This window comes from Thalassolituus maritimus (genome assembly GCF_900156675.1).
GTDB classification, from domain to species: Bacteria; Pseudomonadota; Gammaproteobacteria; order Pseudomonadales; family Oceanobacteraceae; genus Thalassolituus; species Thalassolituus maritimus.
On sequence record NZ_FTOH01000009.1, the window covers coordinates 142,877 to 162,286 of the forward strand.

General features: G+C 49.3%; 15 protein-coding genes. 3 read left to right on the top strand and 12 right to left on the bottom strand.

Annotated elements, in window-relative coordinates:
* Positions 1-44: 44 nt before the first annotated feature.
* From BW941_RS14275 to BW941_RS14290, 4 genes are all read right to left on the bottom strand, one after another.
* The gene (locus BW941_RS14275; RefSeq protein WP_076517193.1) at positions 45-1,961 is read right to left on the bottom strand and encodes an MFS transporter; all 1,917 of its coding nucleotides are present in this window, start codon (positions 1,959-1,961) and stop codon (positions 45-47) included.
* Between the two features lie 118 nt (positions 1,962-2,079).
* A complete protein-coding gene (locus BW941_RS14280; protein WP_076517195.1) occupies positions 2,080-2,958 on the bottom strand; it encodes a poly(ethylene terephthalate) hydrolase family protein in 879 nt (292 codons plus the stop codon).
* A gap of 192 nt (positions 2,959-3,150) precedes the next feature.
* A complete protein-coding gene (locus tag BW941_RS14285; RefSeq protein WP_076517197.1) occupies positions 3,151-4,029 on the bottom strand; it encodes an alpha/beta hydrolase family protein in 879 nt (292 codons plus the stop codon).
* A gap of 144 nt (positions 4,030-4,173) precedes the next feature.
* Positions 4,174-4,974 (bottom strand): dienelactone hydrolase family protein, encoded by an 801-nt coding sequence (locus BW941_RS14290; protein ID WP_076517199.1) that lies wholly within the window; start codon positions 4,972-4,974, stop codon positions 4,174-4,176.
* 177 nt (positions 4,975-5,151) lie between these two features.
* Here BW941_RS14290 and BW941_RS14295 point away from each other — a divergent pair, with 177 nt between their 5' ends.
* The gene (locus BW941_RS14295) at positions 5,152-5,736 is read left to right on the top strand and encodes a porin family protein (RefSeq protein WP_076517201.1); all 585 of its coding nucleotides are present in this window, start codon (positions 5,152-5,154) and stop codon (positions 5,734-5,736) included.
* Between the two features lie 81 nt (positions 5,737-5,817).
* Here the strand turns inward: BW941_RS14295 and acnA are convergent, their stop codons facing one another.
* The 6 genes from acnA to BW941_RS14325 form a co-directional block, all read right to left on the bottom strand.
* Positions 5,818-8,535 (bottom strand): aconitate hydratase AcnA, encoded by a 2,718-nt coding sequence (gene acnA, locus BW941_RS14300; RefSeq protein ID WP_076517203.1) that lies wholly within the window; start codon positions 8,533-8,535, stop codon positions 5,818-5,820.
* Positions 8,536-9,059: 524 nt separating this feature from the next.
* Positions 9,060-9,860 carry an HNH endonuclease gene (locus tag BW941_RS14305; protein WP_084189008.1) on the bottom strand — a complete coding sequence of 267 codons (801 nt, stop codon included), beginning with the start codon at positions 9,858-9,860 and terminating at the stop codon, positions 9,060-9,062.
* Positions 9,861-9,873: 13 nt separating this feature from the next.
* Positions 9,874-10,557: a hypothetical protein gene (locus tag BW941_RS14310; RefSeq protein ID WP_076517205.1), complete on the bottom strand. Its 684-nt coding sequence runs from the start codon at positions 10,555-10,557 to the stop codon at positions 9,874-9,876.
* 26 nt (positions 10,558-10,583) lie between these two features.
* Complete coding sequence (locus tag BW941_RS14315; protein WP_139325861.1) at positions 10,584-11,480, bottom strand: hypothetical protein; 897 nt, start codon at positions 11,478-11,480, stop codon at positions 10,584-10,586.
* Positions 11,481-11,543: 63 nt separating this feature from the next.
* Positions 11,544-12,563 (bottom strand): DUF6161 domain-containing protein, encoded by a 1,020-nt coding sequence (locus tag BW941_RS14320; RefSeq protein ID WP_076517209.1) that lies wholly within the window; start codon positions 12,561-12,563, stop codon positions 11,544-11,546.
* A 362-nt stretch (positions 12,564-12,925) separates the two neighbouring features.
* Positions 12,926-15,721 carry a bifunctional aconitate hydratase 2/2-methylisocitrate dehydratase gene (locus BW941_RS14325; protein ID WP_076517211.1) on the bottom strand — a complete coding sequence of 932 codons (2,796 nt, stop codon included), beginning with the start codon at positions 15,719-15,721 and terminating at the stop codon, positions 12,926-12,928.
* A 332-nt stretch (positions 15,722-16,053) separates the two neighbouring features.
* On the opposite strand from BW941_RS14325, the gene pdxB reads away from it, so the two are divergent.
* Complete coding sequence (pdxB, locus tag BW941_RS14330; protein ID WP_076517214.1) at positions 16,054-17,196, top strand: 4-phosphoerythronate dehydrogenase PdxB; 1,143 nt, start codon at positions 16,054-16,056, stop codon at positions 17,194-17,196.
* Positions 17,197-17,223: 27 nt separating this feature from the next.
* Here the strand turns inward: pdxB and BW941_RS14335 are convergent, their stop codons facing one another.
* Together BW941_RS14335 and BW941_RS14340 are read right to left on the bottom strand one after the other, a co-directional pair.
* Positions 17,224-17,613 (bottom strand): hypothetical protein, encoded by a 390-nt coding sequence (locus tag BW941_RS14335; RefSeq protein WP_076517216.1) that lies wholly within the window; start codon positions 17,611-17,613, stop codon positions 17,224-17,226.
* A gap of 23 nt (positions 17,614-17,636) precedes the next feature.
* Positions 17,637-18,851, bottom strand: a complete 1,215-nt coding sequence (locus BW941_RS14340) for a pyridoxal phosphate-dependent aminotransferase (RefSeq protein WP_076517218.1) — start codon at positions 18,849-18,851, stop codon at positions 17,637-17,639.
* Positions 18,852-18,933: 82 nt separating this feature from the next.
* Between BW941_RS14340 and msrB the strand changes: the two genes are divergently transcribed.
* Positions 18,934-19,338: a peptide-methionine (R)-S-oxide reductase MsrB gene (msrB, locus tag BW941_RS14345; protein ID WP_076517219.1), complete on the top strand. Its 405-nt coding sequence runs from the start codon at positions 18,934-18,936 to the stop codon at positions 19,336-19,338.
* Positions 19,339-19,410 lie beyond the last annotated feature (72 nt).

The following is a 19,410-nucleotide window of genomic DNA, read 5'->3' on the forward strand; positions in this document are numbered from 1 at the left end:
GCGATAAGGTCAGTCTGAAAGTCAGACAAACTTGGCTTCTTGATTCATTGTTTATCGCCTCGTAATTCGGCGACTTTCTCTTTTAAGTAGCCTGGGCTTGCATCTTCTGCTGGTACAGTATCGCCAACTACCATATCGATCTTCGACCAGAAACGTTGCGGTAATCGTGTCAGAGCAGGGCGGTCTTTGTGGCTGAAGAAGCTTCCCCACAGTCCACGCAGTGCCATCGGTATGACTGGTACTGGCGTTTCGTCGAGTATTCGGCTGATGCCATTTTTAAACTCGTCTATTTCACCGGTTGTAGTGAGTTTTCCTTCCGGGAAAATACACACCACTTCGCCAGCTCGAAGCTCTTCAGCGATTCTCTCGAATGCTTTTTCATAGCCTTCAGGGTCGGCTTTTTTACTGTCGATCGGGATTGCTTTTGCCGTGCGGAAGATGAAGTTCAGCACCGGCATGTTGTAGATGGGCTTAAAGGTAACGAAGCGAACAGGGCGGCGGCAGGCACCTCCAATTAACAGTGCATCTACGAATGACACATGGTTGCACACGAGCACGCAGGCGCCCTCATCCGGAATTTTATGCAGGTTAATGTGGTTTACCCGGTACATGGTGTGCGTAAGCACCCAGATGATAAAGCGCATCGCAAATTCTGGGATTGTGCGATAAATATAGATAGAGACCAGCGCATTCAGGATCGCGAGGATCATAAAGAACTGCGGAATTGAGAGGTCTAATACTCCCAGAACAATAATCCCTGTGATGGCTGACGCGACCATAAACAGAGCATTCATAATGTTGATCGCGGCGATGACCTGAGAGCGGTGCTGAGGTTCAGAGCGTGCCTGGACCATGGCGTACAGCGGAACGATGTAGAAACCACCAAAGACACCGATCATCAGAAAATCAAAAACGATACGCAGGTTCCACGGTGAGCTTAAAAACTCACCGGCATTGATCAGTTCGTTGCTAACGGCGGGTAAGTCCTGCAGGAATAAGTCGATACCAAATATGGTCAGACCAATCGAACCCAGAGGTACGAGGCCGAGTTCTACCTTATGTCCTGACAGACGCTCACATAGCAGCGAGCCCAATGCGATACCAATAGAGAAGGTCGCCAATAAAACCATGACGACACTCTGGTCCCCGCCCAGAAAGTCTTTGGCGAAGCCATAGATCTGGGTCAGGTAGGCAGCACCCAGAAACCAGAACCAGGAGATAGCGAGAACAGCCAGAAAGATACTTTTTGTCTGGCGTGCGTAACCCAGCGTGCGCCAGGTTTCGGTAATCGGGTTGAAGCGAACCTTCTGTGTCGGGTTGGCGGCAGGTGCAGAAGGAATCTGGCGGCTGACCAGATACCCAAGGCAGGACACACTGATAATCACAGCGCTGACCCACATCACTCCGTCTTCTCGGGTGGCGATTACACTGGCGATCAGCGTACCAGTCAGAATGGCTAGGAAAGTCCCCATCTCAACCAGAGCGTTACCACCAACGAGTTCGTGGTTATCTAGGTGTTGAGGAATGATGCTGTATTTTACTGGCCCAAAGAACGCAGACTGTGTCCCCATAAGAAAGAGCAGACACATCAGCCCCGCGGTGGCACTGAAGTAAAAGGCACAGGCACCGAGCACCATAATGACGATCTCAAGTAACTTAATACGTCGTATCAGGTAAGACTTCTCATATTTATCAGAAAGCTGCCCAGCCAGTGCCGAGAATAAGAAAAAGGGAAGAATAAACAGCATCGCCCCCAAATTGTTCATCAGGCTCAGGTCCATTGTGCTGGAAAGCAGACCGAAGGTGATCATCGCCATCAGCGAGTTTTTGTAGACGTTATCGTTAAAGGCGCCTAGAAACTGAGTAAAGAAGAAGGGCGCAAAGCGTCGGCTCTTAAGAAGGCTGAACTGCGAGTGATCACGAGGATCGGGTGTGCCGTTGGGCGTCTGTTGGTCAGACATTAAAACATCCTGTCGTGCGGGAATTTGGTGTACTGAAAATACCACCAGTTTGACGTCAGGCCAAATTACAAAGAAGCCCGCGTTTTAGCGGGCTTCTTTGTGTTCACGTAATGTCGACTTACTTCTGGTAGTCGTACGCTGAGAACCAGCCTTCTTCAACGTGCTCTTCGTGCTCAGCGCCATCAAAGTAGCTGTAAGCGCTGGTGTCACCCTTCAGCTGAATTTCCAGAAAGGCCGTAACCAGCGTACGGAATTTCTTCTTATATTCCGTTTCGCTGTTACCAAACCAGTGGAAGTGGCTACCGCCTGCATACATAGCAAGGCCGCGCTCTGTATTAGGTGAAAGCTCAGAGTAGTAGCGTTCAGTCGCGTAGGCCAGTTCGTCGAATTCACTGCCCAGCATCAGAATCGGAGATTCAATAGCTTCGAAATCAACACTGTAAGCGCCTAACCACGGAGCCAGTGCAATCGCGCTGGTGTGCTGGTTGCCCATTTCTTCAGCTGCCAGAATGACGCCGCCACCACCCATGGAGAAGCCCATCAGGTTACGCTTATCCAGATCAATCTTGCCCTTCAGCGGGCTACCATTGCGGCTGTTCTCGTCTTCGAACTCAGCAAAACCGCCAAACTGCGCGTCGCGCCAGCCCGGTGGAACACCCAGAGTGTTGTTAGGCGTCATAGTCAGCACAGCGTAACCATGTGATGACAGGTGCTCTGCCAGCCATTCCATCTGCTCTTTAGTGTTAGTGAAACCACCAGTCAACGTCGTTGCTGGGATTGGGCCACCGCTCAGGTCGCAAGGGTAGGTCATACGCGCTGACGCGTAGCCGTCGTTCTCAAGATTCGTTTCATAAGAGCAGATCTCGAAGTCTCCAGATACACCCAGAGCCTGACCTTCTGGTGAAGGATCAGGATCGCCACCGCCAAAACAGCCAGCGAGTGCAATTGAAGCTGCAAGAGGAAGCGCGCGGAAAGCGCTTTTCAGAGATACAGACATGTCGTTAACCTTTAGTTATTTTTGTAAGGAACGTCAGCGAGGATAACAAGGTCTACGGTGTGGGCTTGTCTTATCTGGCCATGGAAAAAAGATTGGGCGCCGGAGTCCTAATTATGGCCAGATTTAACTATCTCGATATGGCAGACACAAAAAAGCCCGCGTTAAGCGGGCTTGAGAGGGGCGAAGCGTGCGTTACTTCTGGTAGTCAAACGCTGAGAACCAGCCGTCGGCTACGTGTTCATCGTGTTCGGCGCCTTCGAAGTAGCTGTAGGCAGAGTCGTCATTTTTCAGCTGAACTTCCAGGAAAGCAGTCACGAGCGTGCGGAATTCAGCCTTCTCGTCCTGATTGCCTGAGCCAAACCAATCGTAGTGACTAGCACCGGCAAACATCGCCAGGCCGCGTTCAATATTGCTTGGCAGCTGCGCATAGAAGTCTTCGGTGTAGTAAGCGAGCTCATCGTCTTCACTGCCCAGCATCATGGTCGGTACTTTGATGCCGTTATAGTTGACGTTGTTATCGCCTAACCATGGTGCAAGTGCGATAACACTGGCTGGATCTTCACCCATGTCTGCCGCTGCCAGCAATACGCCGCCATCGCCCATAGAGAAGCCCATGATGTTACGTTTATTCAGGTTGATCTTGCCTTGAAGCGGGCTGCCAGCACGGTTGTTTTCTTCTTCGAGTTCAGCGAAACCACCGATCTGAGCACTGCGCCATACCGGTGGCTGGCCATAACGGTTAGTCGGAGTCATGGTCAGAACAACGTAGCCGTGGCTCGTGAGGTGTTCAGACAACCACTCCATTTGCTCTTTTGAATTGGTAAAACCGCCGGTGAGGGTTGTCGCTGGGAATGGACCAGCACTCAGATCACACGGGTAGGTCATCCGGGCAGACGCGTAACGGCTGTTTTCCAGGTTGTTCTCGTAAGAACAGATTTCGTAGTCACCTGGGTTAGTCAGAGCCTGGCCTTCTGGGGCCGGATCTGGATCTCCACCACCGAAGCAGCCTGCCAGAGCGACAGACGCAACGAGTGGAAGAAAGCGGAGCGTGGACTTGAATGAAACAGACATATACTCACCTGTGTTGTTTTTATTCTTAGTGAGCACAGGGTAACAAGCTGATTGAGCCTTTCACGCACTAATTATACAAACGTTCATAGGTGGAACGAAATGTCCTATTGGTGTCCATTTATGGTACGCAAAGCCGATTTCGGCTCATAATTTATGGCTGATCCGGGTGAAACGTTCAGGCGATTGCCTTTCTGTTTCGCTCAATACCTTTGCTGCTGAACTGCTCTCTTTTAAGTGGTAATCCAGCCAGGCAAGCGTCAACTCGATGTAGCTATCACGGTTTGTGGTGATCTCTGGTCGGTACCACTGCTGGTGACGGCCATTCTCATACACAGCAATAAAACGCTGATCCGTGGAAGCTTCAACGTGCTGGTAAATTTCCTCGATAGATTCATTCGTTACCAGTAAGTCCTTAGCACCAGCCAGGATCATAGTCGGTGCGGTAGGGGATACGTTTCGTTGTTCTTTCAGCAAAAACGGCGCAAACGCGGCGAGGGCTTTAACGTCATCTTTCAGAATGCTCCCTGCGAGTAGGGTACCGCCACCGCCCATCGAAAACCCGGCGATTCCACGAAGGTTGGTATCAATCAGGCTCTTAACTGGTGAGCTTTCTTCTTTAGTGGTGGCGATCAGTGTTTTCTGACCTCTGAGGTGCGCATCGCGCCATTGCTCAACTTTTCCGTACTTATCTGTCGGGGTCATCGCCAGAACCACATACCCCGAGTTGGCGATCGCCTCCGCCATCCATTGCAGTTTGTGATAGGTATTCGAATAACCGCCCGTCAGCGTAATGGCAGGTAGAGGAGTGTCTGCATCACAGGGATAAAAATACGCTGCTTCTGAATAATTTTCAGTCGACGGGACTTCAAACTGGCAGACATCGGCCGCAGAAAAACCCGAAAAAAGCAGTGTAGATCCAAGGACGAAATAATTTTTTAAGCGCATATTTTTCTTATTTTAAAAGTGAAAACAGCCGCTGAGCATAGGCCCAGCCTGACCCGAAGTCAAAATGCAGAAAGTTCCTGAAACAATCTGTTGCGTTGTTTCAGTGAACGAACTTTCCTCCCAAGCCTCACACTTTCACATGTTTAATAACCTCGTTCATGAGGCAAGGAGTCAAATATGAAAAAGCTAACTATCCCAGCAACGACTGCACTTCTTACTGCTGCTATGTATGGCGCACCAGCAATGGCAGAAGGCGAATATGATGCAGATGCATTCGTTGGTGGTTCAATCAGTTACAGCAAGCTGGAAAACCTCTCTATCGGTGGCGAAGAAGTCGAAGAGCTGGGTGATGCAGACGAATTTGACGACGACCGCACAAGCTGGAAAGGCTTTGCCGGTGTGTGGCTGAACGATTACGTGGGTATTGAGGGGCAGTACCTGAATCTGGGTGAATATAAAGAAGGCAGCTTCCAGTTTGACCCAAGCGGTTTAACGGCGTCACTGATGCTGGGTCTTCCTGCTGGCGACCACACTCGTGTATTTGTTAAAGGTGGTCAGTTCTGGTGGGACGCTGATGTAAAAGGTCCACTGGGCTACAGCGATGAGCGTGAAGGTACGGCCATGTTCTACGGTGTTGGTACATCCATCGCGCTGCTGGATAACCTGAACCTGCGCCTTGAATATGAGCGCGCTGACTTTGACGAAGATAACGTCAAAGCAGATGTTGATTTTGCTTCAGCAGGTCTTGCTTTCATGTTCTGAGTCGTTTGACGACATAGAACGAGCAAACATAAAAAAACCCGGCAATTGCCGGGTTTTTTATGTGTTAGCTCAAACGTCAGATCAGCTATTAGCTGCAATAATATCTCGCAACACCATCGGCAGAATGCCCTTATGACGAATTTGCTCAAGCTCAGACGAGGTATCCACACGAGACCGCAGTTCATGCTGTTCGGTTGAGCCGTCTTTGCGCTTAATCGTCAGCGTCACAGAGCCACGCGGCTGCAGGGCATCAATACCCGCCAGATCGAAGGTTTCAGAGCCATCCAGATTCAAAGAACCCAGCGTCACGCCTTCTGGCAACTGCAGTGGCAGTACGCCCATGCCCACCAGGTTGGACTTGTGAATGCGCTCAAAGCTCTCGGCGATGATGGCTTTCACACCCAGCAGCGCAGGGCCTTTGGCCGCCCAGTCACGGGAAGATCCGGTACCGTACAGCTTGCCACCGAATACCACCGATGGCGTGCCTTCCTGCTGGTAGCGGGAGGCCGCATCGTAGATCGACATCTTCTCAGCGTCGCCATTGGCGTTGTAGTAGTTAGTGACCGCGCCGGTAGTGCCCGGCAGCATCAGGTTTCGGGCTTTTACGTTGCCGAAGATACTGCGCAGCATCACATGGTGGTTACCACGACGCGCACCCAGAGAGGTCAGGTCGTTGGCATCGACACCGATCGACATCAGGTACTCGCCCGGAGGAGAGTCAGGGCGGATACGGCTCACTGGTGAGATGTGGTCAGTGGTGGTGTTGTCATCACACATCACCAGCATACGTGCGTCGCTGATGTTGTTCAGTGAATCGGCTGGTGTCTCCAGCGCGAAGCCGTCGAAAAATGAGATTTCCTGAATGTAGCTCGACTTCTCGTCCCACTGATACACAGGGCCAGTCGGTGACTCCAGCTTCTGCCAGGTTTCCGGGCCACCCATGGAGTTTTCATAGGTTTCGCGGAAGGCGGTTGGGTCCATGCACTCGTGCATGGTCTGCGTGATTTCCGCGTTGCTTGGCCAGATGTTTTTCAGGAAGACATCATTACCCTGAGCGTCTTTGCCAAGCGGCTCTTTCGTCACGTCGATGTTCACGTTACCAGCAATCGCCATGGCAATCACCAGCGGTGGTGACATCAGGAAGTTAGTGTCGACATCCGGGTGCACACGACCTTCGAAGTTACGGTTACCCGACAACACAGAAGATACAATAATGTCGTGATCACGCAGCGCAGCTTCAATGCTTGGCGCCAGCGGGCCAGAGTTACCAACGCACGTAGTACAGCCGTAGCCTGCGGTGTTGAAGCCCAGCGCATCCAGATGCTCCTGCAGCCCAGCCTTGGTTAAGAAGTCAGTTGCTACTGGTGAACCCGGAGCCATTGACGTCTTAACGCCGTCTGGCACTTTCAGACCCAGCTCGTTCGCTTTCTTCGCCAACAAGCCAGCGGCAATCAGCAGGCCGGGGTTAGAGGTGTTGGTACAGGCAGTAATCGCGGCAATCACGATGTCGCCATCTTTTAAGGTGCGCTCAGGCAGCGACTGGAAGATACCGGCTTCGTCGGCCTTAACCGGCGTCACTTTCACTTCTTCAGGGGTACGGTTGCCCGCAGTAGCGGTTTGCTGGAATACCTTGCCGATATCACCTAGCGGCAGGCGATCTTGAGGCTTTTTAGGGCCAGCAACAGACGGCTCAACGGTCGACAGATCCAGATGCAGCAGGTCGGTGTAGCGCGGCAGTTTCTGGCCCGCTTTCCACGCCATGTTCTGCGCCTGGTAATACGCCAGCGGCAGGTCGCCATCTCTACCAGTCGCTTTCATATAGTCAGCGGCGATTTCATCAAACGGGAAGAAGCCCATGGTCGCGCCGTACTCTGGCGACATGTTGGCGATGGTCGCACGGTCAGGCAGAGACAGGTTCGCGCTGCCTTCACCCACGTATTCAACGAACTTACCAACCACACCGCGCGGGTATTTACGCAGCATTTCGGTGATGGTCAGCACCAGGTCGGTTGCGGTCACGCCTTCTTTCAGAGCGCCCGTCAGCTCGACACCAATCACCTCAGGTGCAAGCATTTCCATTGGCTGGCCCAGCATAGATGCGCCAGCTTCAATACCACCAACACCCCAGCCAACAATACCCAGCGCGTTAGCCATAGGCGTGTGGCTGTCCATACCGATGAGAGTATCCGGGATCATGAGCTCATCCTGCTCAAGGTAGCCCTGAGCCAGATACTCCAGGTTGACCTGATGCACGATGCCCGTCTGAGGCGGAATAATGCGAATCGTGTTAAACGCCTGCGCACCCCACTTAAGGAAGGCATAACGCTCGGTGTTTCGCGCAGCTTCCAGCTCACTATTAATGCGCAGCGACGCCGGGCTACCGGTGTTATCCATGGTTACCGTGTGGTCGATCACCAGATCAGCACGCACCAGCGGCTCAATGATGGAAGGGTTCAGACCCATACGCTCAACTGCAGAGCGCATCGCCGCGAAATCGACGATGGCAGGCGTACCACTCAGATCGTGCATGATCACACGACCCGCAGTGAACGGAATCTCCACCGGCTCCTGCCCCTGATGCGCGGGCCAGTTACCCAGCGCCTGCAGCTGCTCAACGGTGATGCCGTTCTTGCCGACATTACGGGCAATGCCTTCAAGAATAGGGCGCAGAGAGAAGGGCAGTTCATCCAGATTGATGCCTAAACGTTCGGCGGTGTCTGGCAGGCTGTGATAACGATGAGACGTGCCTGGCAGCGTCTTGATTGAGCTGGATGGGTCAAAATTAGTGGAAGTAGTCATGCTGGATACCTAGCAGGCTGTTGAAATACATATTCGAGGCAGTCAGTGCAAGGCAAAAACTGGCGAAAAAGCGGAGTTTATAAGCCATAAATGAGCACTTTGAGCCTGTTTTTAACGAAGCAATGCCAACGCAGATAGTTTTTCAACCACCTGCGAGTAGGAATAGGGTTGGCAGGAGCTTTGGATTGTCAGCAATTTTAACGGTTAAAGGGGCTAAATCAAGGTAAACGGCCGTTGTTTGGGTGGGATTGTATACAACTTTGGGTGGGTGGAGCGGAGGGTTGGTGTGCGGGAGTGCGCGGGGGGAGTAGTGTTTTGCCTTGCCTGTAGAGCCATGAGCCGCAAATTTCATATTTGCGGCTCATAAATGGGTGGTATTTGAGCCGCAAAGGCAAGTTTCAGGTTGCATCTTAAAATCCGAAAAACGCCAGGCTAGAAGGCGAACGAAGCGAGTCTTGGTGAAAGCCAAGTTCTTTGTGGCTGTAACGAATTGCAGCGGCTTGCTATGCAACTGCACTTAAACTCTATACATACCAAGGTTCGTACATCTTTGAGGTTTTGAAGTCTTTCTTTCCCTTCATAAGATTACATTTTTCACACATAAGTTGAATATTAGTAACATCGTTAATACCACCGCGCGCTAGCGGTACCATGTGGTCAAAGTGCTTAGAGGACTGAAGAGAGACTAAATTACTAATATCCAAAGAGCAGCTTACGCAACGCCCCCTGTCTCGAAAAAATACTGCTCTTTTGACCCACTCAGGGATTTTAGCCCTTTTAGGTATTCCATCCTTGTTTAGATAGTTAACTTGATTTTCATCTAATTCAGAAATTTGAATGAAAGAAACAATTCCAGCTACATACTCATTAAGATTTTGGAGTAGCTGCCTATTGGAGAACAGTATCAAAAACACTTCATTCACCATATTTTCGATAAGAAGTTCTAACCAGCCCGTCATTCTAAGTTCGGAGTGATAGTCGCCAATAGCATTTATATCATTCCGATCCGAACCAGTTCGTATCAACCATTCCTTAAACGATTCCACGTCTAGTCGGTGATGGTGAAAAGCATGCTCTACCCATAGCACCTCGTTAGAATCACTTTTTTCAATATTTTCATATATAATGTCTTCAATTATAAAATATGAAAAACTATGAAGGACACTCCATTTTTGGAAAGGTTGAAGTAGTAGTTCGACAGCTTGATCTTCATGCCATTCATGTAAGCTCCGGCTGTATGCCATGGCATTATTCAATACATTATTTATTACATTCGCATAGTAATAAGTCTCAAAGAAATTCATTTTTATTAAGCTTGGCTTCATTCGAATACCATTGTCACTGAACTACAGGTTTATTGGGTAACACAATATCACCATCAACAGAAATTATTTTAAATATGACATCGAAATAATTCGTTAATAATTTCACCATAACTTCGTTGTTATCCGAAATTTTTTTCTTCCACTTTATTCTTGACTTCTTGTATTGATAGTCAAAACTATCTTTGAAGGAATTGTCTGTATCACTTACTAATTTTAAAGAGGATAGCCAATCCAAATCTTCATCAGAGTGACGCTCACTGTGCACGTGCAAATTTCGTGTATTGTTAATTCCTTCAAGACTTTCTTTGATGCTTGCATAGAGCTGCTCAAAATCATCTTTCACATCTAGTGTAGGGTCGACTTTGGCGTACATCCTTGATATCTTCGTTGCGTACGAATTTAAGCGCTCCTTCAGTATGTAGACCTCACTCAGATAACTAGAAATTAGATGTTTCAAATATAAATCAACACTGACTAGTCTGCTTCGTGGAGGATTTATTCCTACCAATATGTATAACATATCTATTGTTTCAATATTCTCGCATATGTCCATAAACCCTTTGAATATTTTTCTGAAATCATCATATCCATCAGGCACACATTCGTCATCTTTATCTGAGACTTCGTTGATCTTAAGAACGAAGGCCCTCACCGTATTAGCCATTTTACCTTGGTACGACTTTAAACTTTCAATCATAATTTACTACCCCAGGGTCTAACGTCTCATGACGAGGCGCCGATTTCGGCGTCATTCTTACTTGATTTTTTGCTGAATTCATCTTCATGCTCTTTGCAGCCATTTTTAAAACATCGGTTTCTATCTGGTTTGAAATAGTAATTTGGGGGCATGGTTAAGGTTATTGGGCCTTCTTTGGTAAGAATTGCAACTAGCGAGCCGTTTTTGAAGAGAACCCTACCTATCGGATTGCTTATTCCCCCATAGTTCTCTGGTTCAGTAACATTAATTTCTATACACCGGCTCCAATAGTCACTAAGGTCACCGCATAAGTAGGATTCATAATACTTAAGTCTCTTTTGAGCAACTAGCTCTCCATGGTTGACGCCGAACAAAGGAAAATATATCCATATTATTACGAATAGCGGTATGAAAATAAGGAAAAGCATAAAGAAGTATGACGCAGCGAAAGCCATAAACGACTGTTCCTTTAGTAGAAACCATCTGGTTGGTATGTAGATGAATCTGTATACCCAGATATGTTTAAGCTTAAAGCTATAGATTTTTTTAGCTAGGCGGAAATTGATTTTAGGTTTTATTTTTCCTTTAACATTGTCTGACTTAACGTTTGATAGCTGCATCCATATTCTGGATATTATATATAAAGAAAGCAAAAGAATTAGCAAGGCAGAAGAAGAGAATTTATTCATCAAATCAATCGAGCTGATTCCTAGTTCCCTGCTGGCGTCGTAAGTCCATAATAATGTATCTTTCCATTCAATAGGAAAGAGATTGTATTCGAACCCTAAAGCTTCAACATACCCTTGGTAATACCCTAGACCGTAAATATACAGGGCATTACCCAATAATCCTGAACCAATTGCTAAAAGCATTAGCCTCTTGAAAATTTTTAAAAATACGCTCTCCAAGTTTTCAGATTCCATAGCTTCCTGCTCATCCCGTAACTCCATAGTTTTCGACTTGATTCGCTCTTTTTCTGTTATTTGTTATTGTGCATCCAGCTTCATTGTTGTTTTTGGAAGTAATTCAACAACAGATCTTGTAGTACTTGACTGTTGAGATTGAGATTTAATGAACCCTGTATCTTGTGGTGAAAAGATGCAAGCGGACGCATGGTTGAGCACTACATCTTTACTTTCTTCAGTGGCAGCAGAATCTGTTATGGCTGTATAAGTCATTAGTGCATTTTGCCTATGCTTATTAATGATGGCGCTATGCTTGTGAGATAGAAAGTTTTTAGCTGATAGAAATAGCATATATGATATAACGCCGAAGATGAGTATTTTACTAGTTACGAGCTGTATAGACTGGATCGTATCTTCGGGTTGAAGCCACGACCACTTATGGAAAAATATGCTTAAGAAGGCATAACCGCCCAAACCCCAAGCAAGTTTAGTAGTTCGACTTCGCCAAGTTTCTGCTAGTTCTTCATGTGCCTCTGCTTCATCCTTAAAGTAAATCGCTTGCTGTGAAACACCTTGTTCTGCTGCAACTCTTCTAACATCTGCAAGAACACCTTGTGCTTGTTCTTGATGCTCGGATAATTGCTCAGTTATTTCTGAAGCTTCATCTTTTACATTTTGAAGCATTGCTCGAGCTTCATTTTCCATTCGCTGGAAATCAACAGACTTGCTTGTGCCGTATGATATAAATGGAAATAGTTTCTGAAATGCAGGGTCGTATGCATTGGTAACTTGCTGGATTAATTGATCTCTAGGCTGTGTGGGATTCTGGTTTTGTACGGTGGTTGGGTCAAAATCTAAAACTTGCTGAAATCTATTAAAGTCAGCGTCGGCCTGTTGCTTAATCTGGGTAAGTATGGGACCTGGAAAATCATCCAGCGTCGTAAGGCCTAGCTGATTGTAGAGCCTAATAAGCTTTGATGCTGGGGCTACAATAGCAGAGAAATCAAAGTTCCTTCCTAGGTCTTCCTCTCTAGCAAGGCTTTTCGGGTCAAATGCCTGCATCCGCGATAGCGATTCTTGTGTTTCTTCCAGTTGACTCATCTTATCTCCTTTTCGGGTATGGCATTTGGCATTTGATTCGCGAATGTGCGTCGTCTCGACGCTTCGCTTCCGCTCAAGATTCCGAGCATAACTCCCCGTCAACGGTATGAAAAGTGCCTGAGGCGACGCCGTTCGCCATTGCGGTCGCAAGGAGTCGACTAGGGCACTTCTTCGAACTTGATTCGCGCTGAGGTGTGTTGATGCCTGTGAGGGATTAGCTTTTCAGGCAGGGCGGTTTTCAGAAAAACTCGTTCAGAAACAAAAAACCGGCGCCTCTCACGAGTGCCGGTTTTTTATTTGCTTCGCCCGCTGCCTCAACGCGAACGTCAGGGCAGTGGGCTAATCGCCTCTTCAGCTACTGATTAAACAGCTTTCAGAGGGATCGCTGGGCGAGCCAGGTCTTCAGACGGTGGAGCGAAAGAAGTCAGGTTGATACCTTCAACCGCTGCTTTGTACTCCTCCAGAGTCGGGAAGCGACCCAGGATAGTGCCCAGAACAACCATTGGGGTAGAGCCCAGCAGTGACTCACCTTTCTTCTCAGCGCTGTCTTCTACAACACGGCCCTGGAACAGACGGGTAGAAGTTGCCAGTACGGTGTCACCTGGTTCTGCTTTTTCCTGGTTACCCATACACAGGTTACATCCAGGGCGCTCCAGGTACAGCTGGTTTTCGTACTTAGTACGAGCTGCTTCTTTTGGATTTGCATCGTCGAAGATGAAGCCAGCGTATTTCGCCAGGATGTCCCAATCGCCTTCGGCTTTCAGCTCGTCAACGATGTTGTACGTTGGTGGCGCTACAACCAGTGGAGCCTTGAACGTGATAGGACCGTTCTTCTCCAGGTTGCGCAGCATCGCAGCGATGATCTGCATGTCACCTTTGTGAACCATACAAGAACCAACGAAGCCCAGGTCAACCTGACGGCCATCGTAGTATGAAGCCGGACGGATCACGTCGTGGGTGTAACGCTTAGATACGTCTTCGTTGTTTACGTCTGGGTCAGCAATCATTGGCTCGTCGATAGCGTCGAGGTCAACAACTACTTCTGCGTAGTACTTAGCGTTGTCGTCTGGAGCCAGAGCAGGTGCAGTGCCTGATTTAACTTCTTCGATACGCTTGTCAGCGAGGCCGATCAGCTTCTGCAGCATGCCTGCTTCGTTTTCCATACCTTTGTTGATCATGATCTGGATACGTGACTTAGCCAGTTCCAGAGATTGGATCAGAGTTTCATCGGTAGAAATACAGATAGAAGCTTTTGCCTTCATTTCTGCAGTCCAGTCGGTGAAAGTGAAGGCCTGGTCAGCCAGCAGAGTACCGATCTGTACTTCGATGACACGGCCCTGGAAGACGTTTTCGCCGCTGAACTGCTTCAGCATCTGCGCCTGAGTCGCGTGTACGATGTCACGGAAGTCCATGTGCGGCTTCATGTTGCCTTTGAAGGTAACTTTCACAGACTCTGGGATTGGCATTGCTGCTTCACCAGTTGCCAGTGCTACCGCAACAGTACCGGAGTCAGCACCGAACGCGACACCTTTAGACATACGGGTGTGAGAGTCACCACCGATGATGATCGCACGGTCGTCAACAGTAATGTCGTTGAGTACCTTGTGGATTACGTCGGTCATTGCTGGGTAAACACCCTTAGGATCACGTGCAGTGATCACGCCGAACGCGTTCATGAACGCCATCAGCTTAGGCGTGTTGGCCTTAGCTTTGTTGTCCCATACAGAGGCAGTATGACAGCCAGACTGGAACGCACCATCAACGCTTGGAGAGATGGTAGAAGCAGCCATTGCTTCCAGTTCCTGAGTAGTCATAGGACCAGTAGTGTCCTGAGAACCAACGATGTTCACTTTAACGCGAACGTCAGAACCAGCGTGCAGTGGAGTCTCAGAGTTAACACCAACCGCGTTACGGTTGAAGATCTTCTCAACAGCGGTCAGGCCCTGGCCTTCGTGAGAGATTTCTTTAGATGCAGCGTAAACAGCTGGTGCTTCAACGCCCAGAGTTTCTGCAGCGAAAGTCTGCAGCTGCTTACCGAAGGTTACCGCGTAAGAACCGCCAGCTTTCATGAACTCGACTTTCTGTGGAGTGAAAGCGTCAGATACGTCAGACAGCTCGTTGCCTTCGCTGTCGAGCAGTTTCTTGGTCTTGGTGTTGATGGTCAGAACGGTACCGGTCTTAACAGAGTAGACTTCTTCCAGTACTGCATCGCCGTTCTCGTCGCGAACAACGTTGCCGTTTTCGTCTTTCTTCTGTACCCAGTTTTTCAGGTCCAGACCAATACCACCGGTTACGCCGACAGTAGTCAGGAAGATAGGTGCGATACCGTTGGTACCAGCAACCACTGGAGCGATGTTGATAAATGGAACGTACGGGCTTGAAGGCTTACCAGCCCACAGTGCTACGTTGTTCACACCAGACATACGTGATGAACCAACACCCATGGTGCCTTTTTCGGCGATCAGCATAACCTGCTTGTCTGGGTTGGCTTCTTTCATTGCAGTGATTTCAGCCTGAGCTTCAGGAGAGATCATGCACTTACCGTGCAGTTCGCGGTCAGCACGTGAGTGAGACTGGTTGCCCGGAGACAGCAGGTCGGTAGAGATATCGCCCACTGCAGCAACGTAGGTGATCACTTTAACTTCTTCGTCAACGTCTGGCAGTTCAGTAAAGAATTCTGCCTTGCTGTAGCTTTCCAGCAGTTCTTTAGCGATCGCGTTGCCTTCTTTGTAGGCAGCAGCCAGGCGCTCGGTGTCTGCTTCGTACAGGAATACCTGAGTTTTCAGAACAGCAGCAGCCGCTTTGGCGATGTCAGCGTCGTCGCCCAGAGCCAGGTCCAGCAGAACCTTGATAGACGGGCCGCCTTTCATGTGAGACAGCAGTTCGAAAGCGAACTCCTGGTTGATCTCTTCTACAGACGCCTGACCCAGAATGATTTCTTTCAGGAATTCAGCTTTAACGCCTGCCGCAGGAGTCGTACCTGGAAGTGTGTTGTAGATGAAGAAGTTCAATGAGTCTTTGCGGTGCTCATTATTCACATCTTTGATCTGTTCGATGATTTCAGACAGCAGCTCCGCGCCATCGATCGGCTTAGGGTTCAACCCCAGCTCGTTCTTACGAACCTCAATTTCTTTCAGGTATTCTGAATACAGACTCATTTGCGACCCTCTCTCAAAGCCTTGTTAACAACTTCATTGCACTTTAGTTAACTTGCGTCCTACGATGGCAGCAAGCCCACGCCCATGCAGTTATGTCCGGTGAACAGTGCTACATAGCCACGAAAGTCACTATGTATTTGTTTCACCCTCTTTTTAGTAGTGCGGGAGTATACCGGAAATTTAGGCTCAGACGTATTTGTACCCCTGATGTGCATTATTCATGGTGTTTATGACGTTCTGGTTGAATATTTTCTTGGTTTATTAAGAATTATTGTCATTGGGGTAAACAGTTGCCACAATGGATCGATCATACAAAACAGGAAGAAAGCACTGTGCACATCGTCGCGGACGAAAACATCCCGTTAATTGAGCAATTTTTTGGCGATTTTGGCGACATCACTCGTGTCGCTGGCAGGACCATGACGCAAGAAGATGTAGCGAAAGCCGACATTTTACTTGTCCGCTCTGTAACTCAGGTTAACCGGGAGCTGCTTGAGGGTTCTTCCGTAAAATTTGTTGGCACGGCAACCATAGGTACCGATCACATTGATCTTGAGTGCCTGAAAGAGGCCGGGATTGGGTTTGCAAGTGCGCCAGGATGTAACGCTCAGGCCGTAGTTGACTATGTTCTTAGTGCTTTGAGCGTTGTGGTGGATAGTCGCGGGATTGATTTTCGTGACCTGAGTGTCGGCATTGTCGGTGTAGGTAATGTCGGCTTGCTTCTGCGCCAGCGTCTGGAGCAAATGGGGCTGACGGTTCTTGCCTGTGATCCTTTCAAAGAAGAGGACGACGTTGGCGAGCTGACGACGCTCGATAAAGTCCTTGGTTGTGATGTAGTCAGTCTGCATACACCGATGGAGAAGGGCGGAGATCACCCGACCTGGCACCTTATCGGTGACGCTCAGTTGCAGCAGATGATGACAGATGCCTGTCTGATTAACGCTTGTCGTGGGGCTGTTGTCGATAATGATGCCTTGCTGAAGCATCTTCACGATAATCCGGATTTTGTTGCTGTGCTGGATGTCTGGGAAGGCGAGCCAGAGCTGAACCGTGAGTTGCTGGATTTCTGTGCGTTGGCGACACCGCATATCGCTGGATATTCTCTCGACGGCAAGATGCGTGGCACGGAACTGGTCTATCAGGGCGCCTGCGAATTCTTTGGGCTACCTGAACGCCTGAAACTGGGGCAGTTTTTACCGGAGCCCGGTATCCGACGCGTCGACTTTTCTGCCGAAGTACCCGTGCATCAGGCATTGCGTACTGCTATCCGGGCATCGTATGAGATTCGGGTTGATGATGGCGTGATGCGCTCAGTCATACGACACAGCCAGAATCTGCGTGAGTCGTTCGATCGCATGAGAAAGGATTACCCGCTGCGTCGCGATACCATCAATCTTAAGGTTGGGGTGCCTGCTCGTGCTCACGACCTGCAGGATGCGCTTGAAGCCGCGGGCTTCGATGTACGTTCCCGCTAAGGCTGAGTAAGCCAGCCTGTACTGGGGTTATGCTTCGAGAAATTCTTCCCGAAGCAGTCTCCGTATTAATTCAGAATCACTTTCCTGAACGGCACCGTGGAGGCGACGGAACAATGGTTCGTCGCTCTCGTCTGGCTGACGCAGTAATCGGGTGAATGCTTTGCTGCTCAGTACGAAATCATCGACAGATTCCTGCCGGTCTACAATTCCGAAGCGAACATACTCTTCATCGCGAAGCCACTGAATTGCGCCCAGTGCTGCTAAGTGGCGAGGGGAGTGAAGGCCGAACTCGTCCATGTCATCTGGCCCGCAGATATCTTCGACGAAGAGGGTTCTTGGGGCAGGAAATTGCTGCAACCCTGTGAGCAGGGTGACAGCAACATCCCGGAAAAAATCGTCGATATGAACGTCGAGCATTGGCGTACTGGCCTCTGGTAAGGTCAGAGCTGCTGGTAGCTCTCGAAGAATTGCTTCATACGCTGCATCGCCGCGGTCAGATCTTCTGGCCTTGGCAGGAATACTACGCGGAAGTGATCCGGATCTGGCCAGTTGAAGGCCGTACCATGCACGAGCAGGATTTTCTGCTGCTCAAGTAAATCCAGAACCATGCGTTCATCGTTGCGTATGTTGAACTTCTTGGTGTCGACCTTCGGGAAGCAGTATAGAGCGCCTTTGGGTTTAACACAGCTCACGCCGGGAATGTCGTTCAGCATTTCGTACGCAATATCGCGCTGCTGAACAATACGGCCGTCGCCATTAACCAGATCAAAAATGCTCTGATAGCCACCCAGTGCGGTCTGAATAGCATGCATTGAAGGCACGTTGGCGCAGAGTCTCATCGTCGCCAGCATCTCAAGACCCTGAATATAATCCCGCGCTTTGTGCTTGGCGCCGCTGATGATCATCCAGCCAGAGCGGAAGCCTGCCAGGCGGTAGTTCTTAGACAGCCCATTGAAAGTAATAATCAGCAGATCATCAGCAAGTGATGCGGTTGAGGTGTGGGTGACACCGTCAAACAGAATCTTGTCGTAGATTTCGTCCGAGAAAACAATCAGGTTGTTTTCGCGGGCAATCTGCAGCATGCCTTCCAGGATTTCATCCGGGTATACGGCACCTGTCGGGTTGTTCGGGTTGATGATCACCATTGCGCGGGTGCGGTCGGTCACCTTGTTGCGAATATCATCAAGGTCCGGGTACCAGTCAGACTGCTCGTCGCACAAATAGTGAACGGCTTTGCCACCTGCGAGGCTGACAGCGCCTGTCCAGAGCGGGTAGTCAGGTGCTGGAACCAGAACCTCGTCACCGTTATTGAGCAGACCCTGCATACACATGACGATCAGCTCGCTGACGCCATTGCCGATGATGATGTCTTCGAGGCCGACGTTAGGGATCTTCTTCTGCTGGGTGTATTGCATGATGGCTTTTCGCGCAGAGAAAAGCCCTTTGGAGTCGCAATAACCCTCAGAATCTGGCAAGTTGTAGATGACGTCCTGGATAATTTCCTCAGGCGCATCAAGCCCGAACGGTTTCGGGTTGCCGATGTTCAGCTTCAGAATCCGATGGCCTTCTTCTTCCATGCGCTTGGCGGCATCCAGCACTGGTCCGCGTATGTCGTAGAACACGTTTGCCAGTTTGTTGGATTTGAGGATTTCCATGGAACTTTGCCGCCTGTATCGGAACTGAATTTAAGTGATTAATCATACTCTTACGATGCTCTATCGGAAAGTGGTTCAAAGAATGAAAAAAATTAGCAAGAGTGAAGACGAGTGGCGTCAGCAGTTAAGTGCTGAGTCATACCGGGTTACCCGGGAAGCAGGAACAGAAAGGCCGTTTACTGGCCAGTATTACGATTTCTCTGAAGAGGGTACTTACAACTGCGTGTGTTGTGGGGAGCCGCTCTTTCTGTCGCAGGATAAGTTTGATTCAGGCTGTGGCTGGCCAAGTTTCAGTCTGCCAGCAGATGAAGAGAACATAGAAGAGCGCAGCGACACCAGTCACTTTATGGTAAGAACTGAGGTTGTCTGCAAGCACTGTGATGCGCATCTTGGCCACGTATTCACCGATGGCCCGGCACCGACGGGTCTGCGTTATTGCATTAATTCTGCCGCGCTGACGTTTGAGGCGAAAGACGACAACAACTAATGGTCGTTTAATGGCTATTCAATAGTCGTCAGAGGCCAAATGCGCACAGGTTTGGGCCCATTCGGCACTTGC